General features: G+C 69.6%; 20 protein-coding genes and 4 tRNA genes. 10 read left to right on the top strand and 14 right to left on the bottom strand.

The window, feature by feature from the left end; translation table 11 throughout:
• Positions 1 to 20: 20 nt before the first annotated feature.
• The 8 genes from OG289_RS24660 to OG289_RS24625 all read right to left on the bottom strand — a co-directional run bounded on the left by OG289_RS24660 (position 21) and on the right by OG289_RS24625 (position 4,637).
• A tRNA-Gly gene (locus tag OG289_RS24660) sits at positions 21 to 96 on the bottom strand.
• A gap of 23 nt (positions 97 to 119) precedes the next feature.
• Positions 120 to 728 carry a response regulator transcription factor gene (locus OG289_RS24655; protein ID WP_327316205.1) on the bottom strand — a complete coding sequence of 203 codons (609 nt, stop codon included), beginning with the start codon at positions 726 to 728 and terminating at the stop codon, positions 120 to 122.
• Complete coding sequence (locus tag OG289_RS24650; RefSeq protein WP_327316204.1) at positions 725 to 2,011, bottom strand: sensor histidine kinase; 1,287 nt, start codon at positions 2,009 to 2,011, stop codon at positions 725 to 727. Before OG289_RS24650 ends, OG289_RS24655 begins: the two co-directional genes overlap by 4 nt.
• Positions 1,993 to 2,736 carry an ABC transporter permease gene (locus tag OG289_RS24645; protein ID WP_327320790.1) on the bottom strand — a complete coding sequence of 248 codons (744 nt, stop codon included), beginning with the start codon at positions 2,734 to 2,736 and terminating at the stop codon, positions 1,993 to 1,995. The genes OG289_RS24650 and OG289_RS24645 overlap by 19 nt, the downstream gene beginning before the upstream one ends.
• 83 nt (positions 2,737 to 2,819) lie before the next feature.
• Positions 2,820 to 3,773, bottom strand: a complete 954-nt coding sequence (locus OG289_RS24640; RefSeq protein ID WP_327316203.1) for an ABC transporter ATP-binding protein — start codon at positions 3,771 to 3,773, stop codon at positions 2,820 to 2,822.
• A 131-nt stretch (positions 3,774 to 3,904) separates the two neighbouring features.
• Positions 3,905 to 3,977, bottom strand: a tRNA-Gly gene (locus OG289_RS24635).
• A gap of 79 nt (positions 3,978 to 4,056) precedes the next feature.
• Positions 4,057 to 4,128 (bottom strand) — tRNA-Gly (locus OG289_RS24630).
• Positions 4,129 to 4,319: 191 nt separating this feature from the next.
• A complete protein-coding gene (locus OG289_RS24625; RefSeq protein WP_319344059.1) occupies positions 4,320 to 4,637 on the bottom strand; it encodes a histone-like nucleoid-structuring protein Lsr2 in 318 nt (105 codons plus the stop codon).
• A gap of 332 nt (positions 4,638 to 4,969) precedes the next feature.
• On the opposite strand from OG289_RS24625, the gene purS reads away from it, so the two are divergent.
• The 3 genes from purS to purL are packed head-to-tail and all read left to right on the top strand — an operon-like array spanning position 4,970 to position 8,198.
• On the top strand, positions 4,970 to 5,242 hold the full coding sequence (gene purS / locus OG289_RS24620; RefSeq protein ID WP_020131278.1) for a phosphoribosylformylglycinamidine synthase subunit PurS: 273 nt from the start codon (positions 4,970 to 4,972) through the stop codon (positions 5,240 to 5,242).
• A complete protein-coding gene (purQ, locus tag OG289_RS24615) occupies positions 5,239 to 5,943 on the top strand; it encodes a phosphoribosylformylglycinamidine synthase subunit PurQ (RefSeq protein WP_327316202.1) in 705 nt (234 codons plus the stop codon). Before purS ends, purQ begins: the two co-directional genes overlap by 4 nt.
• Positions 5,940 to 8,198 carry a phosphoribosylformylglycinamidine synthase subunit PurL gene (gene purL, locus OG289_RS24610; RefSeq protein ID WP_327316201.1) on the top strand — a complete coding sequence of 753 codons (2,259 nt, stop codon included), beginning with the start codon at positions 5,940 to 5,942 and terminating at the stop codon, positions 8,196 to 8,198. The genes purQ and purL overlap by 4 nt, the downstream gene beginning before the upstream one ends.
• A 94-nt stretch (positions 8,199 to 8,292) precedes the next feature.
• Here the strand turns inward: purL and OG289_RS24605 are convergent, their stop codons facing one another.
• Complete coding sequence (locus tag OG289_RS24605; protein WP_327316200.1) at positions 8,293 to 9,753, bottom strand: MFS transporter; 1,461 nt, start codon at positions 9,751 to 9,753, stop codon at positions 8,293 to 8,295.
• 112 nt (positions 9,754 to 9,865) lie between these two features.
• Between OG289_RS24605 and OG289_RS24600 the strand changes: the two genes are divergently transcribed.
• From OG289_RS24600 to purM, 5 genes are all read left to right on the top strand, one after another.
• Positions 9,866 to 10,510, top strand: a complete 645-nt coding sequence (locus tag OG289_RS24600) for a TetR/AcrR family transcriptional regulator (protein WP_327316199.1) — start codon at positions 9,866 to 9,868, stop codon at positions 10,508 to 10,510.
• A gap of 67 nt (positions 10,511 to 10,577) precedes the next feature.
• Positions 10,578 to 11,375 carry a maleylpyruvate isomerase family mycothiol-dependent enzyme gene (locus OG289_RS24595; RefSeq protein WP_327316198.1) on the top strand — a complete coding sequence of 266 codons (798 nt, stop codon included), beginning with the start codon at positions 10,578 to 10,580 and terminating at the stop codon, positions 11,373 to 11,375.
• Between the two features lie 36 nt (positions 11,376 to 11,411).
• On the top strand, positions 11,412 to 11,876 hold the full coding sequence (locus OG289_RS24590; RefSeq protein ID WP_327316197.1) for an META domain-containing protein: 465 nt from the start codon (positions 11,412 to 11,414) through the stop codon (positions 11,874 to 11,876).
• A 414-nt stretch (positions 11,877 to 12,290) separates the two neighbouring features.
• On the top strand, positions 12,291 to 13,817 hold the full coding sequence (gene purF / locus OG289_RS24585; RefSeq protein WP_327316196.1) for an amidophosphoribosyltransferase: 1,527 nt from the start codon (positions 12,291 to 12,293) through the stop codon (positions 13,815 to 13,817).
• A gap of 37 nt (positions 13,818 to 13,854) precedes the next feature.
• On the top strand, positions 13,855 to 14,967 hold the full coding sequence (purM, locus tag OG289_RS24580) for a phosphoribosylformylglycinamidine cyclo-ligase (protein WP_327316195.1): 1,113 nt from the start codon (positions 13,855 to 13,857) through the stop codon (positions 14,965 to 14,967).
• A gap of 90 nt (positions 14,968 to 15,057) precedes the next feature.
• Here purM and OG289_RS24575 read toward each other — a convergent pair whose 3' ends face one another.
• Together OG289_RS24575 and OG289_RS24570 are read right to left on the bottom strand one after the other, a co-directional pair.
• Complete coding sequence (locus tag OG289_RS24575; protein ID WP_327316194.1) at positions 15,058 to 15,312, bottom strand: DUF3073 domain-containing protein; 255 nt, start codon at positions 15,310 to 15,312, stop codon at positions 15,058 to 15,060.
• A 311-nt stretch (positions 15,313 to 15,623) separates the two neighbouring features.
• Complete coding sequence (locus tag OG289_RS24570) at positions 15,624 to 16,727, bottom strand: Leu/Phe/Val dehydrogenase (protein WP_327316193.1); 1,104 nt, start codon at positions 16,725 to 16,727, stop codon at positions 15,624 to 15,626.
• Between the two features lie 188 nt (positions 16,728 to 16,915).
• Between OG289_RS24570 and OG289_RS24565 the strand changes: the two genes are divergently transcribed.
• Both OG289_RS24565 and bldC read left to right on the top strand, forming a co-directional pair.
• Entirely contained in the window at positions 16,916 to 17,758 is an 843-nt protein-coding gene (locus OG289_RS24565) for a hypothetical protein (protein ID WP_327316192.1), read from the top strand.
• 589 nt (positions 17,759 to 18,347) lie between these two features.
• Positions 18,348 to 18,554 carry a developmental transcriptional regulator BldC gene (bldC, locus tag OG289_RS24560; RefSeq protein ID WP_003949541.1) on the top strand — a complete coding sequence of 69 codons (207 nt, stop codon included), beginning with the start codon at positions 18,348 to 18,350 and terminating at the stop codon, positions 18,552 to 18,554.
• A gap of 465 nt (positions 18,555 to 19,019) precedes the next feature.
• Here the strand turns inward: bldC and OG289_RS24555 are convergent, their stop codons facing one another.
• The 3 genes from OG289_RS24555 to hrpA form a co-directional block, all read right to left on the bottom strand.
• Entirely contained in the window at positions 19,020 to 19,211 is a 192-nt protein-coding gene (locus OG289_RS24555; RefSeq protein ID WP_327316191.1) for a DUF6274 family protein, read from the bottom strand.
• A gap of 280 nt (positions 19,212 to 19,491) precedes the next feature.
• A tRNA-Asp gene (locus OG289_RS24550) sits at positions 19,492 to 19,566 on the bottom strand.
• Positions 19,567 to 19,660: 94 nt separating this feature from the next.
• Entirely contained in the window at positions 19,661 to 23,629 is a 3,969-nt protein-coding gene (gene hrpA / locus OG289_RS24545) for an ATP-dependent RNA helicase HrpA (protein WP_327316190.1), read from the bottom strand.
• Positions 23,630 to 23,684 lie beyond the last annotated feature (55 nt).

The following is a 23,684-nucleotide window of genomic DNA, read 5'->3' as shown; positions in this document are numbered from 1 at the left end:
GATGACCGGGGCCTTTGCGATGGAGCGGACGACGAGGCTCGAACTCGCGACCTCAACCTTGGCAAGGTTGCGCTCTACCAACTGAGCTACGTCCGCACTGCGCCATGGCGCGAGGCCAACTATACCCAACCCCGCTCCCGCGCGAGCCGCACCGCCGCGTGCCGGTTCTCCGCCCCGAGCTTGGACACGGCCGACGACAGATAGTTCCGCACAGTCCCCTGCGACAGCGCGGCCCGCTCGGCGATCTCCGCGACGGGCGCCCCGTCGGCGGCGAGTTCGAGCACCTCCGCCTCGCGCGAGGTCAGCGGCGAGTCCCCGGCGGCGATCGCGTCGGCCGCCAACTCCGGGTCGACGTAACGGTTCCCGGCGTGCACCGTACGGATGATCTCCGCGAGCCGCTGCGCGCTCACCGTCTTCGGGACGAACCCGCGCACACCCGCCGCGAGGGCCCGCTTGAGATGCCCGGGCCGGCCGTGGCTCGTGACGATCAGTGCCTGGCAGCCGGGCAGTTCGGTGCGCAGGGATGTGGCGACCTTCACACCGTCCGCGCCCGGCATCTGAAGATCCAGGACGGCCACGTCGGGCCGGTGGGCCCGCGCCATCGCCAGCGCCTCCGGTCCGGTGGCCGCCTCGGCGACGATCACCAGGTCGTCCTCCAGGGAGAGCAGCGCGGCGAGCGCACCCCGGATGAGGTGCTCGTCGTCGGCGAGCAGTACACGCACCGTCATGAAGTGACCTCTCTCACAGCGACCTTCCCGCTCAGCGGCACCTCGGCGACCACACGGAACACGCCCGCCCCGACGAGCCCGGCCTCCAGCGTCCCGTCGACCCTCCGCAACCGTTCCCGCAGTCCGGCGAGCCCCGACCCGCCGTCTCCGGCGGTGGACCCGGCACCGTCGTTCTCCACCGTCAGCACCACGTGTCCCTCCGTCCTTCGCAACGCCACCGTGCACTGCCCGGGGTCTCCGTGCCGCAGCACGTTGGTGGTGGTCTCCCGCACCACCCAGCCGAGCGCGGACTGCACCTCGGCGGGCAGTCCGCCGGCCTCCCCGCTCACCTCGCAGCTGATCCCGGCCGCCTTCAACACCCCCTGCGCCCCCGCGAGTTCGACTCCCAGGTCGGCCTCCCGGTATCCCCGTACGACATCGCGTACCTCGCGCTGCGACTCCTGCGCGATGCGCTGCACCTCGATCATCTGCTCCACGGCGTCCGGCCGCCCGCGCCGGGCCAGTTGCACGGCCAGCTCGCTCTTCAGGGCGATCACCGCCAGATTCCGGCCCATCACGTCGTGCAGATCCCGCCCGAACCGCAGCCGCTCCTCGGCGACGGCGAGCCGGGCCTCGACCTCGCGGGCCCGTTCCGCCTCCCAGAGCACGGACAGGGTCCAGGCACCGCAGCGGCAGGCGAGCAGCGAGAAGAGCGCGCCGAACGCGGTCAGCACCCCGGCCATCACGATCCCGGCGGGGTCCGGGTCGGCCCAGGCGAACACGGCCATGAGCACCACGGCGAGCACGGCGGACCGGCGCAGGAACACCCGTATGGGGGCGACGAGCCCGTACAGCAGCCCGAAGGGCAACAGAGCGGCACCGATGAACAGCCTGATCGCCGCCGCGTCGGTGCCACCCAGCGCGGCCAGAGCCACGGTCAGCGCCAGCTCCAGGGCCAGCAGGACGGCAGCGGGGCGCAGCGCGCGGGGCGGGAGTTCGGTGCGGCCCAGGTAGTGGTCGAGCACCGACCGGGTGAGCCGGTTCGCCTCCACGCACTGCAGGGCGCCCAGGAGCAGCAGCAGCCCGCCGACGGCCATCGGCAGGGGCCGGTGGTCAAGCCCGCCCACCAGCGGCAGCGCCAGCCAGAACAGGGAGAAGAACCAGGTCGTGGCGTACCAGGTGATCACGCTCTGCAGCTCGACCCGCTCCGCCTTGCTGCGCTCCCGCCAGTGGCGTCGCTGCCACCCCCGTATCCAGCCGAACACCGTTCCCCCGCCCCCGTCCCTCAGCGCCTCGGCTCCCACCGGAACCACCGCCGTACAGCAAACACCGCCAGCACCGTCCAGGCCAGCGCGGTCGCCAGGGCGCCCAGGGCCTCGTACGCCGACAGGCTTCCGGTCCAGCCGCCGCGGATCAGGGTGATCACCGGTGACAGCGGCAGCAGTTCGCAGACGGAGGCGAGCCGGTCGGGCAGCAGTTCCAGGGGGACGGCCACTCCGGAGCCGGTCATCGACACGAGCACCATCGGCATCGTGGTGACCTGCGCGCTCTCCACGGTCCGGGTCACCGCCGCCGTGACCGCCGCGAACGCCGCGCACATCACCAGGCCCAACAGCAGCCCCAGGACGGCGAGATGGGGCGCTTCGGGGGCCGGCACGTGGAGCAGGACCGCCGAGCCGGCCACCAGCAGCAGGGACTGCGCCAACCCGGTGGCGAGGACCGGCAGCGCCGATCCGCCGAGGATCTCGGTGTCCCGCAGCTCGCCGGTGCGCAGCCGCTTCAGCACCAACTCCTCGCGCCGGGCGGTGTAGATGGCCGTCAGCGCCGAGTACACCCCGAACAGCAGTGAGAACCCGATCGCGGCGGGCAGCAGCACCAGGCCGACGCTGAGCCCGGCGTCCTCCACCTCCATGTCGTCGACGACCGACGCCAGGCTGACCGGCAGCACCAGCGGCACGAACACGGCCGCGACGATGGTGCTCTTGCTGCGTCCGAGCAGCGTCAGCTCGGCGCGCGCGAGGGCGGCCATGCGGCTCGCGGAAGTCGTGCCCGGACGCCTGACCGCACGGGTGGCCGCGCCCCGGTTCCCGGAGTCCTTCACCGTTGCCCCGCTCATGCCGCGACCTCCTCGGCCTCGTCGCTGTTCGACGCCTCCCGGGCGATCCCCAGGAACGCCTCCTCCAACGAGGCCGACCGCACGTCCAGCCTGCGCAGTTCGACGCCGGCCCGCTCGGCCCACACCAGCAGCCCGGTCGCGGCCCGCTGGAGCTCCCGGGTGCGCAGCCGTACGACGCGGCCCTCGGCCTCGTGACCGCACACGCCCAGCTCGCCCAGCGGTGGCAGGTCGCCCACGAAGTACCCGTCGGGCAGTTCGAAGGCGATCCGGGACGGCTGGGCCGCGGTCACCTCGGCGGGTGTCCCGGTGGCCGCGATGCGGCCCTCGTGCAGGATGGCCAGCCGGTCGGCGAGGTTCTCCGCCTCCTCCAAATAGTGCGTGGTCAGCAGCACCGTCGTACCGGCGTCGCGCAGGGCGCGCACCAGGTCCCAGGTGTCGCGGCGGCCCTCGGCGTCCAGGCCGGTCGTCGGCTCGTCGAGGAACAGCACCTCGGGTTCTCCGAGGACCGCGAGCGCCAGGTCGAGGCGTCGCCGCTCACCCCCGGAGAGCTGCTTGACCCGGACGCCGGCCCGCCCGGCGAGCCCGACCAGGGCCAGCGCCTCCCCGACCGGGCGGGCTCCGCTCACGCAGCCGGCCCACATCCGCGCGGTCTCGGCGACGGTCAGCTCGGAGGGAAAACCACCCTCCTGGAGCATCACACCGGTGCGCGGCCGTACGGCGGCCCGCTCGGTGTACGGGTCGTGGCCGAGCACTTTGATTCGCCCGCCGTCGGGCCGCGCGAGGCCCTCCAACAACTCCACGGTCGATGTCTTTCCGGCGCCGTTGGTGCCCAGCAGCGCGAAGATCTCACCGCGGTCGACGTGGAAGGAGACCCCACGGACCGCTTCGAACCCGCCCCCGTACACACGCCGGAGGTCGGTGACCTCGATCACGTGTTCATTCGTGTCCATGCCCTCAGCCTCCCCGCGGTCCGAGGCCGACAGCAGTGAGAGGTGTCACCACTCCCTATGACAAATGTCAGGGGGCAGCTCGCGCCACGCACGAAAAAGCCCCCCGGTGGAAGCCGGGGGGCTTGATTCAGAGCGGACGACGAGGCTCGAACTCGCGACCTCAACCTTGGCAAGGTTGCGCTCTACCAACTGAGCTACGTCCGCATTGCCTCCGACCGGCTCTCACCGATCGGCGCGAGCACCAGCCTACCTGATCCACAACAGTGGTCGGACGGCGATGCAGAGCGGGTGACAGGAATTGCACACTGCGCCTTCCCCCTGGAAGGGGGATGTTCTGCTACTGAACTACACCCGCATGTACTCCGCGAGCTGGGCCTTTCGGCCTCGCCCCGCGGCGTGCTCCAGACTCTAGCCGACCGGGAGGGGTGCAGCGCAAGTCGGTTCGTTCGAGGGGAGGGTGACCGGCCGTCGGCCCACGGCTCGGCGGGTGTCGTTCAGAGCGTGTGGTTCAGAGCGTGCGGTTCGGCGGGCGCGACCCGCCGGGCGTCACTGCGCGTCGGCGAACGCCTCGTAGACCTTCTTGGGGATACGGCCGCGGGCCGGCACCTCCATCTTGTTGGCCTGGGCCCAGGCGCGGACCGCCGCGGGGTCGGGGGCGACCTCCGTCTGCTTGTACGCCCTGCCGGACCTCGACCGCTTGCGGCCGGCCTCCACGTAGGGCGCGAGCGCCTTACGCAGTTTCTTGGCATTGGCTTCATTCAGGTCGATCTCGTACGACTTGCCGTCGAGTCCGAAGGCGATCGTTTCCGCCGCTTCCGAGCCGTCGATGTCGTCAAAGAGAGTGACCACGACCTTCTGCGCCACGAATATCGGTCCCTTCGTCCGGCACCACATACAGCTCAGCTGTCGTGAAGTGCCGAGTCTCGGCTATTTCCAATTCATTTGTACAGTGCGCGGAATGCATTGTGAAGCCCGACTAAATCTGTCCGCGTGTCCGAGCGCAATAGGTATCCGGGGCTGTTCGGGGATCTTTCCCGTAACTTTTCGTGAACGTCCCCCTCCGATGCGGGATCGTGATGGCCGTCACGTAGCTTCCTACAACTCTACTCGCGTAGAAATTTTGTGCGGGTAGTCTGAAGGCACCTGTTGGAGACACCTGCAGGAGCCTGCTCAGCACCACACCACCGGGAGTGCCAGTGGCACGCGTCGTAGTCGACGTCATGCTCAAGCCGGAGATCCTCGACCCCCAGGGCCAGGCGGTGCAGCGCGCACTGCCGCGGCTGGGTTTCGAAGGCATCTCCGACGTACGTCAGGGAAAGCGATTCGAACTGGAAGTTGACGGGCCGGTCGACGAGGCCGCCCTCGCCCGCATCCACGACCTTGCGGAATCCTTCCTCGCCAACACCGTGATCGAGGACTTCACCGTCAAGGTCGAGTCGGAAGAAGCAGTCGCGGGGGCCGCGAAGTGACCGCTCGTATTGGCGTCGTCACTTTCCCGGGCAGCCTCGACGACCGGGACACCCAGCGTGCGATCCGTCTCGCCGGTGCCGAACCCGTCGCTCTCTGGCACAAGGACAAGAACCTCCACCAGGTGGACGCCGTGGTGCTGCCCGGCGGTTTCTCCTACGGCGACTATCTGCGCGCCGGAGCCATCTCCCGCTTCTCGCCGGTGATGGAGACCGTCATCGAGCAGGCGAAGGCCGGCCTCCCGGTCCTGGGTATCTGCAACGGTTTCCAGATCCTCACCGAGGCCCACCTGCTCCCGGGCGGGATGCTCGGCAACGACCACCTCCACTTCATCTGCCGCGACCAGAAGCTGCGGGTGGAGAACGCGGAGACCGCCTGGACCGCCGACTACGAGGCGGGCCAGGAGATCCATATCCCGCTGAAGAACATGGACGGCCGGTACGTCGCCGACGAGTACACCCTCGACAAGCTCGAGGCCGAGGGCCGGGTCGCCTTCCGGTACGTGGTCGGCGGCGAAGCCGCTGATGGATACGGCAACCCGAACGGCTCGCTCCGCGACATCGCCGGCATCACCAACGAGGCCGGCAACGTCGTGGGCCTCATGCCGCACCCGGAGCACGCCGTCGAGCCGCTCATCGGGTCCGGCCGCACCGACGGTCTCCCGTTCTTCACCTCGATCCTCAAGAAGCTGGTCAACGCATGAGCCGGACGCCTCTGGACACGGTCGAGCACGCGACCGAGACCCCCGACGTCGAGCTGCCCTGGGCCGAACTCGGCCTGAAGAAGGACGAGTACGAGCGGGTCGTGGAGATCCTCGGCCGCCGGCCCACCGGTGCCGAGCTCGCCATGTACTCCGTCATGTGGTCCGAGCACTGCTCCTACAAGTCCTCGAAGGTCCACCTCCGCCAGTTCGGCGAGAAGGCCCCCCAGTCCGATGCGCTGCTCGTGGGCATCGGCGAGAACGCGGGCGTCGTGGACGTCGGCCAGGGCTACGCGGTCACCTTCAAGGTCGAGTCGCACAACCACCCGTCCTACGTCGAGCCCTACCAGGGCGCGGCCACGGGCGTGGGCGGCATCGTCCGCGACATCATCGCGATGGGCGCCCGGCCGGTGGCCGTCGTCGACCCGCTGCGCTTCGGCGCCGCCGATCACCCCGACACCAGGCGCGTCCTCCCGGGCGTCGTCGCCGGCATCGGCGGCTACGGCAACTGCCTGGGGCTGCCGAACATCGGCGGCGAGGTCGTCTTCGACGCCTGTTACCAGGGCAACCCGCTCGTCAACGCCGGTGCCATCGGTGTGATGCGGCACGAGGACATCCACCTCGCCAAGGCGTCCGGCGCGGGCAACAAGGTCATCCTGTACGGGGCCCGCACGGGCGGCGACGGCATCGGCGGCGCGTCGATCCTCGCCTCCGAGACCTTCGACGACGCCAAGCCCTCGAAGCGCCCGGCCGTGCAGGTCGGCGACCCCTTCCAGGAGAAGCTCCTCATCGAGTGCACCCTGGAGGCCTTCCAGGAGAAGCTGGTCGTCGGCATCCAGGACCTCGGCGCGGCAGGCCTGTCCTGCGCCACGTCCGAGCTGGCCTCGAACGGCTCCGGCGGCATGCGCGTGACGCTGGACGACGTACCGCTGCGCGACTCCACGCTCTCGCCCGAGGAAATCCTCATGAGCGAGTCGCAGGAACGCATGTGCGCGGTCGTCGAGCCGGAGAAGGTCGACCGGTTCCTGGAGATCTGCGACAAGTGGGACGTCATCGCCACCGTCATCGGTGAGGTGACCGACGGCGACCGCCTGGAGATCTACTGGCACGGCGGCAAGATCGTCGACGTCGACCCGCGGACCGTCGCCCACGACGGCCCGGTCTACGAGCGTCCGTACGCCCGCCCGGACTGGCAGGACGCCCTCCAGGCCGACGACGCGAACAAGCTGCCCCGGCCGCAGACGGGCCAGGAGCTGAAGGACCAGGTCCTGAAGCTGGTCTCGTCCCCCAACCAGGCCTCGAAGAAGTGGATCACGTCGCAGTACGACCACTTCGTGCAGGGCAACACCGTCCTCGCGCAGCCCGAGGACTCCGGCATGATCCGGATCGACGAGGAGACCGGCCTCGGCGTCGCCATCGCGACCGACGGCAACGGCCGGTACGCCAAGCTCGACCCGTACGCGGGCGCGCAGCTGGCCCTCTCCGAGGCGTACCGGAACGTGGCGACGACCGGCGCCAAGCCGCTCGCCGTCTCCGACTGCCTGAACTTCGGCTCGCCCGAGGACCCGGCGGTGATGTGGCAGTTCGCGGAGGCCATCCGCGGCCTGGCCGACGCCTGCCAGCAGCTCGGCACCCCGGTGACCGGCGGCAACGTCTCCCTGTACAACCAGACCGGCGAGGTGGCCATCCACCCGACCCCGGTGGTGGCCGTGCTGGGTGTCATCGACGATGTCGCGCGCCGTACGCCCGTCGCCTTCCAGGAGGAGGGCCAGCTGCTCTACCTTCTCGGCGACACGCGTGAGGAGTTCGGCGGCTCGGCCTGGTCGCAGGTCGTCCACGACCACCTCGGCGGCCTGCCCCCGAAGGTCGACCTGGAGCGCGAGCGGCTGCTCGCCGAGATCCTGATCTCCGCCTCCCGCGACGGCATGATCGACTCCGCGCACGACCTGTCCGACGGAGGTCTGATCCAGGCGGTCGTCGAGTCGGCGCTGCTCGGCGGCAAGGGCGCCCGCCTGATCGTGCCGGACGGGCTCGACGCCTTCACTCTCCTCTTCTCCGAGTCCGCGGGCCGTGCCGTGGTGGCCGTGCCGCGCTCCGAGGAGCTCCGTTTCAACGACATGTGCGGGGCGCGCGGCCTGCCCGCCACCCGCATCGGTGTCGTCGACGGCGACACGGTCGAGCTCCAGGGCGAGTTCGAGGTGTCGCTGGAGGATCTGCGCAAGGCTCACGAGGAGACCATCCCGGCGCTGCTCGCGTAGGCACCGGCGCGTTTGCCTGCGTGGCCGACGGCTTCGCGGCACCTGTACGGCGATCAAGGCCCCGCCCCCATGGGCGGGGCCTTTGTCGTGGGCGTCACACCGCCACCGGCTCCCGCGTCGGTTCCGGAGTGCCCTGGGCCGGGCGGGGCTTGGGCAGCAGCATCGCCAGCACCAGGCACACCGCCATCAGGGCGGCCCCGCAGAGGAACACCCTGTCCATCGCGGAGACATAGGACTCCACCCCCGCCGTCCGCGCCGCGCCCGTCAGGGAGGCGAGGGGGCCGGGGCCGTCGTAGAGCCGGGTGATGAGGGTGCCGAAGAGGGCCGCGCCCAGGGCTGTCCCCAGGGTCTGGAAGAAGCGGATGGCGGTGGTGGCCACGCCGAGCTGGTGGCGTGGGGCCGCCTCCTGGACCAGCTGGATGAGCTGGCCGAGGAGCAGGCCGAAGCCGATGCCGACCAGCAGCAGGTCGGCGCGGAGCAGCCACAGCGAGGTGTGGGCACCGAGGCCGGCCAGGAGCAGGAAGGCGACCGCGGCGACGGCCGAGCCGCCTATCGCGAACGTGCGTTCGGCCCAGCCGCGTTCGGCCAGCTTGGCGGCGACGATGCCCACGGCCGTCATGCCGGCCGCCATGGGCAGGAGATACAGCCCCGCCGAGGAGCTGGCGACCCCGCGGGCGACCTGCAGATAGACCATCACGTAGTACATCGAGCCCACCATGGCCGCGCCCATCAGGCCCTGTATCGCGAAGCCCCAGCGCAGCTCGCGGACGCGGAACATGGACAGCGGCAGGATGGGCTCCGCGGCCGCGGCCTGACGCCACAGGAACAGGCCGAGGGCGGCCGCCGAAGCCAGCGCCAGAGACACGATCTGCGGGGACGACCAGGCGTACTGTTTGCCGCCCCACTCGGTGACTAGCAGCAACGCGGTGGAGAAGGCGGCGGCCAGACCCGCGCCGAGGAAGTCGATGCGGTGGTGCCGGGCGTGCCGGGGGAGCTTCAGGACGAGAGCGCCCAGGGCCAGCACGGTCAGCCCGAGCGGCAGATTGATGTAGAAGATCCAGCGCCAGCTCGCGTGGTCGGCGAGCAGTCCGCCGATCCACGGCCCGACCGCCATGCCGCCACCGGCGACGACCCCGCCCATGCCGGCGCCCTTGGAGTCCTTCTCGCCGGGCCCTCTGAGCTGGGCGATCACCACCATCGTGACGCTCATCAGGCCACCGGCGCCGATGCCCTGCACGGCCCGGGCGGCGATCAGCTGCCCGATCGACCGGGCCGCCCCGCACAGCGCCGAGCCGACGAGGAACGAGCCCACGGCGCCCAGGAAGACGCGCTTGGCGCCGAGGACGTCGCACAGCTTGCCGTACAGCGGGAGCACCGCGGCAGACGCCAGCGAGAAGGCGCTGACCAGCCAGGGGATCTTGTCGATGCCGTGTTCGGGGTCGAGGTCGCGGACGATCGGGACGGTGGCCGCGGACACGATCTGCATGTCCAGGACGGCCAGAACGATCGTCACGAGGCAGACGAGGAAGCCGATCTTGCGCTGGGTCTCGGTCATGGGACCACCATGGACCGGTGATGTGTACCCGGTCAATGTTTTTTCCGGGATGATTTATGTTCCCGGACGAAGATTGATCGTGGCTCAAACTTAGCCTTGGTACAGTGGTGGTATGGGTGCTGAGGCGACGATGGGGCTGCGCGAGCGCAAGAAGCTGCAGACCGCGATGCGGATCTACCGCACCGCGGTGGAGCTGTTCCTGGAGAAGAGCTTCGACGCGGTCTCGGTGCAGGAGATCGCGGACGCCGCGGAGGTCTCCAAGATGACCGTCTTCAACTACTTCGGCACGAAGGAGGACCTGGTCTTCCGGCCCATGGAGGAACACTTCTTCGACGCCGCCCGTGCCGTGCGCGAGCGCCCGCCCGGCGAGTCCGCGGCGGAGGCCGTCCGTCGGCAGTTCCTGGAGATGGTCGAGGGGCGCGACCCCTCGGTCGGTCTGCACGGCGAGCCGTTCGCCCGCCGCATCCGCTCGGTGATACTGGCGACGCCGGTGCTGAGGGACCGCGCCTACGTCCTGTCCGAGAAGGGCGCGCGCGATCTCGCCGACCTGCTCACCGAGGAGACCGGCGACGCCACCCTCGCCGCGATCGCCGCCGCCACGCTCATCGCCGCCCGCAATGCCCTCGTCGAGGAGCACCACCGCCGTATCGACGGCGGCGAGAGCGTCGAGGAGGTGGCCGCCGACGCCGCCGAACGGGCCCGCAGCGCCTTCGCGCTGGTGGAGAAAGGCCTGGGCGACTACGCGCGCAGGGAATGAGCAGGGCGGGCAGGCCGGGCGGCGATGACAGGACAGGGACTGACCGGGACTGACTAGGCTCACCGCCATGCCCCCGGCCAAGAAGCGCACGCGCACCTACGACCCCGTCAAGATCCGCGCCGCGGTCATCGCGCAGTTCGGGAACGTACGGCGGGCCGTGGGCACGCTCACCCCCGAGCAGCTCGCCCTGCCCACGCGGCTGGCGGGCTGGACCGTACGGGATCTGGCCGCGCACGTGACGATGGCGGTGGAGACCGTCAGCCGCAACCTCGGCCGGGCCGAACCCGCCGAGGCGGAACTCACCCTCCTGGGCTGGCCCTTCGCCACCGCCGTCCGGGCCGCCGGCATCTCCGAGGACACCCTGGACCTCGCCGCCGCCCACCCCGACCTGACCGCCCTGTACACCCGCACCGAGGAACGTCTCGCCGAGGCCCTCGCCACCGCCCCCGGCGACCGCCTCCTCGCCGCCCGCACCGGCGCCATCGCCCTCGCCGACTACCTCGTCACCCGCACCGTCGAACTCGTCGTCCACACCGACGACCTCAACGCCGCCGTTCCCGGCCTGGACATCCCCTACGACCGTCAGGCGCTCGCGGCCGCCACCCGGCTGCTGGCCGACGCCCTCGCCGTCAAGGCGCCCGGCGGCGCGACGGAGGTGCGGATCCCGCCGTTCGCCGTCGTGCAGTGCGTCGAGGGCCCCCGGCACACCCGGGGCACCCCGCCCAACGTCGTCGAGACGGACCCGCTGACCTGGATCCGGCTGGCGACCGGCCGGGTGACCTGGCAGGACGCCGTCGAGGAGGCGAAGGTCCGTGCGAGCGGCGAGCGGGCGGACCTCGCGGCGCTGCTGCCGCTGATGTCGTAAGGGGAACCGGTCGTCTCCGGTGACCGTCACATCGGCATGTACACGTATAGGTACAAGCAGCGCTCGATGCTGACGGCCGTGGCCTTCCTCATCCCGCTCGCCGCGGCCTGCGGCGGCGAGAAGGCGGACGGTGAGCAGCCCGGCAGCGCGGCGGTGAGCGCCGAACAGCCCGTCACCGGGGTCCGGTGGAACGTCGACAGCGTCACCGTGGACGGCACGACCCACCGGGCCCCCGCCGGCGCGCACGTCGAGATCGAGGACGGCAAGGCGGCGGGCAACTACGGCTGCAACAACTTCACCGCCAAGGCCGCCGTCGAGGGCGACCGCATCCGGTTCAGCGACGCCAGGGCGACCAGGATGGCCTGCACGGACCGGCCCATGGCCTTCGAACGCACGCTGGCGGGCACCCTCACCCAGGGCGCGCTCACCACCGACGTCAAGGGCACCACGCTGACGCTCGCCACGGCCGACGGCGACCAGGTCCGGCTGACCAGGAAGTGAGACCGGCCCGCGCCGACCGACCCCGTCGGACGCGCACCGCCGACCCCGTCGGACGTGCACCGGCGACCCCGTCGGACGTGCACCGGCGACCCCGTCGGACGTGCACCGGCGACCCCGTCGGACGTGCACCGGCGACCCCGTCGGACGCGCGCCACCGACCCTGTCGATACGCGCCACCGACCCCGTTGATACGCGCCACCGGCCCTATTGGTGTGCGACACCTCACTCACACACGCGGAACGGCTCCCCGCGCGGTCGCCCCCGCGAAGCGCCCGGCCGTCCAGTGGATCACCGGATCCGCCGGTTGACCTGCGAAAACGAGTCGATCATGGGAGGGTGCGCCGATGAGTGATCCAGTTACCGGCGGGTATCCCCAATTCGGACCAGTGGACGACCTCGCCTACACTCGGAAGCGTGCCACGTGGTGACGGTCGACTCAGTCATGATCTGCTCCCCGGCGAGAAAGGCCCCCAGGACGCTTGCGGCGTCTTCGGGGTCTGGGCTCCCGGTGAAGAGGTCGCCAAGCTCACTTACTTCGGGCTCTACGCCCTCCAGCATCGAGGCCAGGAATCCGCGGGAATCGCGGTCAGCAACGGCTCCCAGATCCTCGTCTTCAAGGACATGGGTCTCGTTTCCCAGGTCTTCGACGAGACCTCGCTCGGTTCGCTCCAGGGTCATATCGCGGTCGGACACGCCCGCTACTCGACCACCGGCGCCTCCGTGTGGGAGAACGCCCAGCCGACGTTCCGTGCCACCGCGCACGGCTCGATCGCGCTCGGCCACAACGGCAACCTCGTCAACACGGCCCAGCTCGCCGAGATGGTGGCCGACCTGCCCAAGCAGGAAGGCCGCACCCCGCGCGTCGCGGCGACCAACGACACCGACCTGCTCACCGCGCTCCTCGCGGCCCAGGTCGACGAGGACGGCAAGCCGCTGACCATCGAGGAGGCTGCCCACCAGATCCTCCCGCAGGTCAAGGGCGCCTTCTCCCTCGTCTTCATGGACGAGCACACCCTCTACGCCGCCCGTGACCCGCAGGGCATCCGCCCGCTGGTCCTCGGCCGACTGGAGCGCGGCTGGGTGGTCGCCTCCGAGTCCGCGGCCCTCGACATCTGCGGCGCCGCCTACGTCCGCGAGATCGAGCCGGGCGAGTTCATCGCCATCGACGAGAACGGCCTGCGCACCTCCCGATTCGCTGACGCGAAGCCCAAGGGCTGTGTCTTCGAGTACGTGTACCTGGCCCGCCCGGACACCGACATCGCCGGCCGGAACGTGTACCTCTCCCGCGTGGAGATGGGCCGCAAGCTGGCCAAGGAAGCCCCGGTCGACGCCGACCTGGTCATAGCGACCCCGGAGTCCGGAACCCCGGCCGCCATCGGATACGCGGAGGCCTCCGGCATTCCCTTCGGCGCGGGTCTCGTGAAGAACGCGTACGTCGGCCGGACCTTCATCCAGCCCTCGCAGACCATCCGCCAGCTCGGTATCCGCCTGAAGCTGAACCCGCTGAAGGAAGTCATCAAGGGCAAGCGTCTGGTCGTCGTCGACGACTCGATCGTGCGCGGCAACACCCAGCGCGCCCTGGTGCGCATGCTCCGCGAGGCGGGCGCCGCCGAGGTCCACATCCGGATCTCCTCGCCGCCCGTGAAGTGGCCCTGCTTCTTCGGCATCGACTTCGCCACGCGCGCGGAACTCATCGCCAACGGGATGACCATCGACGAGATCGGCACCTCCCTGGGCGCCGACTCCCTCGCCTACATCTCCATCGACGGCATGATCGAGGCGACCACCATCGCCAAGCCGAACCTCTGCCGCGCCTGCTTCGACGGCGAGTACCCGATGGATCTCCCGGACCCGGAGCTGCTCGGGAAGCAGCTGCTGGAGACCGAGCTGGCGGCCGGTCCGGCAGCCACGGCCGCGGCCGACGCGATCCGTCGCCCGTAAGCCTCGTACGTATCACCAACCCGAAAGATCCCAGGCAATGTCTGCTGCATCTGATCAGTCGACTGCGTCGACGGGCACCTCCGGTGTATCCGGAACCGGTGCTTCCTACGCGGCTGCCGGCGTCGACATCGAAGCGGGCGACCGCGCCGTAGAGCTGATGAAGGAGTGGGTGAAGAAGACGCAGCGCCCCGAGGTCCTCGGCGGCCTCGGCGGCTTCGCCGGCCTCTTCGACGCCTCCGCGCTCAAGCGCTACGAGCGTCCGCTCCTCGCCTCCGCCACGGACGGCGTGGGCACGAAGGTCGACATCGCGCGTCAGCTCGGCGTGTACGACACCATCGGCCACGACCTGGTCGCCATGGTCATGGACGACATCGTGGTGTGCGGCGCCGAGCCGCTGTTCATGACCGACTACATCTGCGTCGGCAAGGTCCACCCCGAGCGGGTCGCCGCCATCGTCAAGGGCATCGCCGAGGGCTGTGTGCTCGCCGGCTGCGCCCTGGTCGGCGGCGAGACGGCCGAGCACCCGGGCCTGCTGGGCGAGGACGACTTCGACGTCGCCGGCGCCGGTACGGGCGTTGTGGAGGCCGACCGGCTGCTCGGCCCGGATCGGATCCGCACGGGTGACGCGGTGATCGCCATGGCCTCCTCCGGCCTTCACTCGAACGGATACTCCCTGGTGCGGCACGTCCTGCTGAACCAGGCGGGCCTGGCACTCGACGCGCGGATCGACGAGCTCGGCCGCACGCTCGGAGAGGAGCTCCTGGAGCCCACCAAGATCTACTCCCTGGACTGCCTGGCCCTCACCCGTACGACGGACGTGCACGCCTTCTCGCACATCACCGGCGGCGGCCTGGCGGCCAACCTGGCCCGTGTGATCCCGGACGCGCTGCACGCGACCGTGGACCGGTCCACCTGGACCCCGGACCCGATCTTCGACCTCGTCGGCAGGACCGGCTCCGTCGAGCGCCTGGAGCTGGAGAAGACCCTGAACATGGGCGTCGGCATGATGGCGATCGTGCCCGAGGAGTCGGCGGACGTGGCCCTGGCCACGCTGGCCGACCGTGGGGTCGACGCCTGGATCGCCGGCGAGATCACCGAGCGCGGCGAGCGCACCACGGGAGCCGACCTGGTCGGCGACTACGCGAGCTGAGCCGACCGGCCGGGCCGGGTGGACCGTGTAGGCAGCACAAGACCCGGTCGGTGACCGAAGTCACCGACCGGGTGGGTGCTCAGTACAAGGTCAAGCGCCGCGACGGTGTTGCGAGGAATCCTCGCCGTCATCCTCGTCGTCGTCCCCGTACAGCTCGGCGTACCGTGCGTACGGGTCGTCGTCTTGCTCATCGTCATCGTCCTCGAACGGTTCACCATTCGGCGGAATGTTCGATGGCGATGCGCCCAGCTCTTCGGCCAGGCGTGAGAGATCAGTCCCGCCGCTGTTGTACTTCAGCTGGCGGGCGACCTTCGCTTGCTTGGCCTTGGCCCGGCCGCGCCCCATGGCTCGACCCCCTCAACGACGGGGCTCGACGGCCCCAGGTTGACACGCGTTCATGATCCAGGACGGTCCCTCCATGGAGAGCCCGTCGTAGGGCTCCCACGGTACCTGAGCCCACGCCCGTACGGTACGTCGCCCGTGGCACGCGCGTGTGCACAGTCCCTCTAAGACGGCCCGTCCTTGCTGGTCAGTGGCGATTTTAACCACTTATCGGCGGCCGACCCGCCGGGAAGAGTGAGAGTTCTCTCCAACTTTCCACCGGCCGGTACCGCCGAAACCCTGGGACGGAGCGCCACGGAAGCCCTGCCGGGACGTCACCAGCCGCGCGCCTGGGCGGCCTCGTGCATCCGCTGCTCGGCGATCCGGTCGGCCGCCGCGGCCGGCGGAATCCCGTCTTCCTTCGCACGTGCGAAGATGCCCAGAGTGGTGTCGAAGATCTTCGCCGCCTTCGCCCTGCACCGCTCGAAGTCGAACCCGTGCAGCTCGTCGGCGACCTGGATGACCCCGCCGGCGTTCACCACGTAGTCCGGCGCGTAGAGGATCCCGCGGTCGGCGAGGTCCTTCTCCACGCCCGGATGGGCGAGCTGGTTGTTGGCCGCGCCGCAGACGATCCGGGCGGTCAGCACGGGTACGGAGCCGTCGTCGAGAGCCCCGCCCAGCGCGCAGGGGGCATAGATGTCGAGCCCGTCGACGCGGATCAGCGCCTCGGTGTCGGAGACCGCCGTCACGCCCTCCGGGTGGCGGTCGAGGATCCGGCGTACGGCGTCCTCGCGCACATCCGTGATCACGACCTCGGCGCCCTCGTCCCGCAGGTGCCCCACCAGGTGGTGGCCGACCTTGCCGACGCCCGCGATGCCGACCTTGCGGCCCCGCAGCGACGGGTCGCCCCACAGGTGCTGCGCGGAGGCCCGCATGCCCTGGTAGACGCCGAAGGCGGTCAGCACGGACGAGTCGCCGGCCCCGCCGTTCTCCGGCGAGCGCCCGGTCGTCCAGCGGCACTCGCGCGCCACGACGTCCATGTCGGCGACGTAGGTGCCGACGTCGCAGGCGGTCACGTACCGCCCGCCGAGCGAGGCCACGAAACGCCCGTACGCGAGCAGCAGCGCTTCGGTCTTGATCGTGTCGGGATCGCCGATGATCACGGCCTTGCCGCCGCCGTGGTCCAGACCGGCCATGGCGTTCTTGTACGACATCCCGCGCGCGAGGTTCAGCGCGTCGGCGACGGCCTCCGCCTCGGTCGCGTACGGGTAGAAGCGGGTACCGCCGAGGGCCGGGCCCAGAGCGGTGGAGTGGAGCGCGATGACGGCCTTGAGGCCGCTGGCGCGGTCCTGGCAGAGCACGACCTGCTCATGGCCGCCCTGGTCCGAGTGGAACAGGGTGTGCAGCACGTCAGCAGGTGCGCCGAATACGTCGGTCACTGTGGTGACTCCCGGGTGACTAGCGGCGGTCGGGGCGGAGGCACCGTAAGGGTGGCGGGGCCTGTGGTCCGAGAGTAGAGCCTGCGTGGCCCGCCGATCTCGCAGTGTTGGGGATCACCTTCTCCCGGAATACCGCCGTGCGACGATTTGCAGGGTTTCCCTGTCGGCCGAAGGGGGATGGAGCAGGCGTGCCCAAGGTGTCCTCGGTGATCGTTCCGTACGCGGTCTATCTGCGTGTCTACGAGCCGCTGGCCGCCTTCCCCGAGCCCGAACGCACCCACTGGGCGAGCTACGCCCGCCGCCCCGAGCTCCCCTCCTACCAGGACGAACTGCGCCGCGCGCTGGCCGACCTGCTGCCCACCCCGCCGGTCGCGGTGCCGGTGCAGGAGAGCGGCGACGCGTTCGTGACCGAGGTGGACGGCGTGCTCTGCGTCTGTCCCTGGCGCACCCGGCTGCGCGGCTGGCTGGCCCTGGGGGAGCTCGACGAGGAGCTGCCCCGGCCGGTCCTGGACGCGGCGCTCCCGGAGGTCGTACGCCTCCAGGCCGCCAAGGACCACGAGCGGTGGCTGGAACGCAACCCGGACGCCCGCCCGTGGATCCGTACGGCGGCCTGGCAGGTGCCGCTCAACTGGTTCGTGCTCGTCTCCGACGAGGAGCGGGAGTACGAGAAGGGGACGGCGGAGGTGGCCCCCGTGCTGCGCTACCGCACGCCGATGGTGCAGGCGCGGCGCCGGGTGGCCCGGTCGCTGCGCACGCTGAAGGACGCCATGGACGAGGGGCCGCTGATCGACGGCCTGCTGGACGTGGGTCGCTGGCTGGAGGAGTTCCATCCGCGTTCGCTGGTGGAACTGGATTACGGCGGCCTGGTGCACGTGCTGCCGGCCGGTGATCTGGAGGACGACCACTCGGCGAAGGACGTGGCCGAGGGCATCGAGGCGCTGCGGATCGGGGACGGCGCGGCGGCGGGCGAGGCGTACACGCGGCTCGTGGAGCGGTGGCGGTCGGTACGGGACCGGCGCTCCGCGAACTGATTCCGAGATCCCCCTGTGGCCGACGGCCCCTGTGAACTGACGATGTGACAGGCGTGACAGCGCTTTCATAAGTGACGTACGTCACGGCCGGGAAGTGGTCGGACAGCGTACCGTCAACCGCACTTCACGGAACTGACGGGACGTAGGTCCCGATACAGGCTTTTGTCGCAAGGGTGACGGACCGCACGTACGCGGCCCTTGCGTCGCTTGCCCCTCCTCGTGTCAAAATAGGACAAGGAGTCCGGGGAGGGCTCCTCCGCCTACTTATGCTCCACTGTGGGGGGAAATCTCGGCATTGCCTGCTTTGGGGGGTCTGGTGACTCCTGATCGTCCTGTGACTGATCGTCACAGTGGCGTGACTGTCCGCTATGGCATGGTCCATCGGCTTCCGTCGCCGATGAACACCTGGGGGGCAATTCCATCGGTTTGGCCGACGCGGCTGGACAGATGGTGTAGTTGTAGTGCCGAGGACAAGCCGTTCGTCCTATAACCGACTCGACTCGCGTCCGCCATTTCGGGCAACGCGGGTCAAGGTGCAGAATTTAGAGGAAAGAACCGAGAAGGTTCGGTTCTCCCGAGGAGGCCGCTCATGACCGCTCGCACCCCTGATGCTGAGCCGCTGCTGACCCCGGCTGAGGTCGCCACCATGTTCCGCGTCGACCCCAAGACGGTCACGCGGTGGGCGAAGGCCGGCAAGCTCACATCGATTCGTACGCTCGGCGGACACCGCCGTTATCGCGAGGCTGAGGTCCGCGCGCTGCTTGCGGGCATCCCGCAGCAGCGCAGCGAGGCCTAACAACTGAATAACCGGGCAACACGTCAGGTCCCCCAACCTGCTCGGACGCCCGAAACACAGCTCCAAGCGACGTGGGTCCTGCCCCAACAGGCCCCTCGCCCACCGGGAACGTCGTCGATCGCGCTGGACTCCGCCGGGTCCAGCGCGATCTTTTTTGTGCGCTTGAGGCGGCTCGTGCCCGCTCGTCAGGTCGTATCAGGTGGCTCTGTGGGCGACCTTGTCGGACTCTGGGGAGGCTCTGGGAGGGTTCCTGGGAGCATCCTCCGGACTTCCCCCCGAGTGGTGCAATTGCACATATAAAATTGACCAGTTGTAGGAGACGGGTAAGAACCCGGGTTTTCAAAACTCATGCGGTGACACCCGTCACATGCCAGAGGCCTTGTTGCCTCTGACTCATGTGCGCTAGAGGGGGGTTGGGGAGGCGGTCGCTCCGGGCCGTCGCTCCGTGGCGGTCACGCCTGGCGGTCACGCCGTCGAAGGGCTCTCGTCCCGGACGGCTCCCTCGGGGGCCTGTGCGCCCCCTGCGGCGCCGTCCATCGCCAGCCGCTGTAAGCGGTGGCAGATCAGGCAGTGGCGGGTCAGATGCCCGTAGGACGACGCGGCCGACAGATGCGCGCGGAGCAGCGCCCGCGTCTCGTGCCTGACCGATGCCGCCATACCCCACCTCCACGGGGGCCCTCGCGGGAACGGGCCCTGAGATCTGGGTACCGGCCGAATGTGGCGCCGTCAATAGCGCAGCGGGGAACGCACAAGAGCCCGGATCCGAAGATCCGGGCTCTCTGTCACTGCGGTCCTGACGGGTTTCGCTGTGCCCGATTGCGGCTGCGCCGCGGGCGCGGCCTCCGTCTTGGCGGGGTGGCGAGTGGGTTGGTGCGGGTGGTGGGTGTGAAGAAGGCCCGCTTCCCTGTGTGGGATGCGGGCCTTGATTCGTTCACTGCGGTCCTGACGGGATTTGAACCCGCGGCCTCCACCTTGACAGGGTGGCGAGCACTCCAAACTGCTCCACAGGACCAGGTTTTGCGGCACTTGATGTTGCGTTGTGCTGCGAGAAGGACTGTACAGGAGGGTGAGCCCGCTGGTCGAACTCACCCTGCGTAAAGGAGCCGTTACGGTGCCTGCGCGTCGATCGCCTTCACGATCCGCTTGTCCGAGACCGGGTACGCCGTGCCCAGCGCGTGGGCGAAATAGCTGACCCGGAGCTCCTCGATCATCCAGCGGATGTCCAGGACCGAGGAGGGGATCGGCCGGCCCTGGGGGAGCTGTTCCAGGAGCCAGGCGTACTCGTCCTGCATCTCGTGGACCTTCTCCATGCGGCTGGTGTCCCGCTGCACGCCGGTCGGCATCTGCTGCAGACGCCGGTCCACGGCCACCAGGTAGCGCATCAGGTCGGGGAGCCTACGCAGGCCCGCCCCCGTCACGAAGCCGGGCTTCACGAGGCCGTCCAGCTGCTTGCGCACGTCCGTCAGGTTCGCCAGCAGTACGGGGCTGCGTACGCCCTTCAGGCGGCGCTCACAGGCCTGCCAGGCGGCCAGGACCTGCTGCACCTGTCCGACCGTCCGCACCGTCGTGTCGACGATCTCCGCGCGCACCTTGTCGTACAGCTTCCGGTACGACTCCTCGTCCCACGCCGGACCGCCGAAGTCGGCGATCAGCCGGTCCGCCGCCGCCATGGCGCAGTCGTCGAACAGGGCCTGGACGGAACCGTGCGGATTCGCGGACAGAGCGAGCTTCGCCGCGTTCGTCAGCTTCTCGGATGCGAACTTTGCCGGGTTGACCGGGATGTTGCGCAGGATCAGCCGACGCGTGCCCTTCCACATCGCCTCCGCCTGCTCCGCCTCCGTGTCGAAGAGGCGTACGGAGACCGTGTCGCCGTCGTCGACCAGCGCCGGGTAGGCCTTCACCGGCTGGCCGGCGCGGCGGGTCTCGAAGACGCGGGTGAGCGCGCCGATCGTCCAGTCCGTCAGGCCCGAACGCTCCAGGGACTCGCCGCCCTGCCGTTCGGCGGTTGCCGCGGCCGCCTGCGAGATGGCCTGCCTCGCCTTGGGCTTCAGGCGCAGCTTCAGGGCCTGAAGGTCCTTGTCCTCGGCCAGTTTGCGGCGCCGCTCGTCGACGATCCGGAAGGTGATCTTCAGGTGGTCGGGGAGCCGCGACCAGTCGAAGTCGTCCGCCTCGAACGGGACGCCGACCATCCGCTTCAACTCGCGGGCCATCGTCGTCGTCAGCGGCTCCTGGAGCGGAACCGCCTGGTCCAGGAAACGCTGCGCGAAGTTCGGCGCCGGCACGTAGTTGCGGCGGATCGGCTTCGGGAGGGAACGGATCAGCTCCGTGACGACTTCCTCCCGCAGGCCCGGGATCTGCCAGTCGAAACCGTCGTCCGTCACCTGGTTCAGGACCTGGAGCGGGATGTGGACCGTCACACCGTCGGCGTCCGCGCCCGGTTCGAACTGGTACGTGACCCGGAACTTCAGCGGACCCTGCCGCCACGAGTCCGGATAGTCGGCCTTCGTGACCGCCTCCGCCGACTCACGGATGAGCATCTCCCGCTCGAAGTCGAGGTGGTCGGGCTGCTCGTGCCGCTTGTGCTTCCACCAGGAGTCGAAGTGCGCGCCGGACACCACGTGTTCGGGCACCCGCTGGTCGTAGAAGTCGAAGAGGGTGTCGTCGTCGACGACGATGTCCCGGCGCCGCGCGCGATGCTCCAGCTCCTCGACCTCGCTGAGGAGCCGGCGGTTGTCGGCGAAGAACTTGTGATGCGTGCGCCAGTCGCCCTCGACCAGCGCGTTACGGATGAACAGCTCGCGGGAGGTCTCCGGATCGATCCGGCCGTAGTTGACCTTCCGCTGGGCGATGATCGGCACGCCGTACAGCGTGACCTTCTCGTCCGCCATCACGGCTGCCTGGTCCTTCTCCCAGCGCGGCTCGCTGTACGTCCGCTTCAGGAGATGCCCGGCGAGCGGCTCGACCCACTCCGGCTCGATCTTCGCGTTGACGCGGGCCCAGAGCCGGCTCGTCTCCACCAGCTCGGCGGACATCACGAAGCGCGGTTGCTTCTTGAACAGGGCCGAACCCGGGAAGATCGCGAACTTGGCGCTCCGCGCGCCCAGGTACTCGTTCTTGTTGCCGTCCTTCACGTCCTTCATACCGATGTGCGAGAGCAGACCGGCGAGGAGGGAGACGTGGACACTCTGCTCGGCCGCGTCCTCCTCGTTCAGATGGATTCCCATCTGCTTGGCGACCGTACGCAGCTGCGTGTAGATGTCCTGCCACTCACGGATGCGCAGGAAGTTCAGGTATTCCTGCTTGCACATACGCCGGAAGGAGGAGGAACCCCGCTCCTTCTGTTGCTCGCGGACGTACCGCCACAGGTTGAGATACGCGAGGAAGTCGCTGGTCTCGTCCTTGAAGCGGGCGTGCTGCTGATCGGCCTGCGTCTGCTTGTCGGCCGGGCGCTCGCGCGGGTCCTGGATGGACAGCGCGGAGGCTATGACCATGACCTCGCGCACGCAGCCGTTCTTGTCGGCCTCCAGGACCATCCGGGCCAGGCGCGGGTCGACGGGCAGCTGGGCCAGCTTGCGGCCGGTCTGCGTGAGCCGCTTGCGCGGGTCCTTCTGGGCCGGGTCGAGCGCCCCCAGCTCCTGGAGGAGCTGCACACCGTCGCGGATGTTGCGGTGGTCCGGCGGGTCGATGAACGGGAACTTCTCGATCTCGCCGAGGCCGGCCGCGGTCATCTGGAGGATGACGCTCGCCAGGTTCGTACGGAGGATCTCCGCGTCCGTGAACTCCGGGCGGGCGAGGAAGTCGTCCTCGTCGTACAGCCGGATGCAGATGCCGTCGCTGGTGCGGCCGCAGCGGCCCTTGCGCTGGTTGGCGCTGGCCTGCGAGACCGCCTCGATGGGCAGACGCTGGACCTTGGTGCGGTGGCTGTAGCGGCTGATGCGGGCGAAGCCGGGATCGATGACGTACTTGATGCCCGGGACGGTCAGGGACGTCTCGGCCACGTTCGTCGCCAGAACGATCCTGCGGCCCGTGTGCGGCTGGAACACACGGTGCTGCTCGGCGTGCGAGAGCCGGGCGTAGAGGGGCAGTACTTCGGTGAACCGGTACTTCTTCTTCTCCAGCGCGTCCGCGGTGTCGCGGATCTCCCGCTCACCGGAGAGGAAGACGAGGATGTCGCCCTGCCCTTCGGCCTGGAGCTCCTCGACCGCGTCGCAGATGGCGGTGATCTGATCCCGGTCGGCGTCGTCGGAATCGTCTTCGAGGAGCGGCCGGTAACGGACCTCCACCGGATACGTCCGCCCGCTGACCTCGACGATCGGGGCGTCGCCGAAGTGCCGGGAGAAACGCTCCGGGTCGATGGTCGCGGAGGTGATCACGACCTTGAGGTCCGGACGGCGCGGAAGCAGCTGGGCGAGGTAGCCCAGCAGGAAGTCGATGTTGAGGGACCGCTCGTGGGCCTCGTCGATGATGATCGTGTCGTACGCGCGCAGCTCACGGTCGGTCTGGATCTCCGCGAGCAGGATGCCGTCCGTCATCAGCTTCACGAAGGTGGCGTCCGGGTTCACCTGGTCGGTGAACCGCACCTTCCAGCCGACGGCCTCTCCGAGGGGGGTCCGCAGTTCCTCGGCGACGCGCTCGGCGACGGTGCGCGCGGCGATCCTTCGCGGCTGCGTGTGCCCGATCATGCCGCGGACGCCGCGCCCCAGCTCAAGACAGATCTTCGGAATCTGGGTCGTCTTGCCGGACCCGGTCTCACCGGCGACGATGACGACCTGGTGATCACGGATGGCGGCCGCGATGTCGTCCTTCTTCTGGCTGACCGGGAGCTGCTCGGGATACGAGACGGCGGGCACACGGCCGCGCCGCAGCGCCATCCGCTCCTCGACCTGTGCGACGTCCGCCTCGATCTCGGCGAGGACGGCGGCACGGGCCTCCGGCTTACGGATCCTGCGCGCGCCTTCGAGCCTGCGCCCGAGCCGATGCGCGTCGCGCAGGGACAGCTCGGCCAGGCGGGGGGCGAGAACGCCGAGGGCGGGAGTACCCGGAGCGGAGGTGCCGGGGGCGGGGTGCGTAGACATACGCGATCCAGGATCTCATCTTGGCGAAAGACTGGGCGAGCGCTTTTGGGGCCGC

Origin of the sequence: Streptomyces sp. NBC_01235, from assembly GCF_035989285.1 — a bacterium.
In the GTDB taxonomy this organism is placed as follows: domain Bacteria; phylum Actinomycetota; class Actinomycetes; order Streptomycetales; family Streptomycetaceae; genus Streptomyces.
Note: the sequence above shows the minus strand (reverse complement) of the source record. Positions and strands in the feature narration are given on the sequence as shown.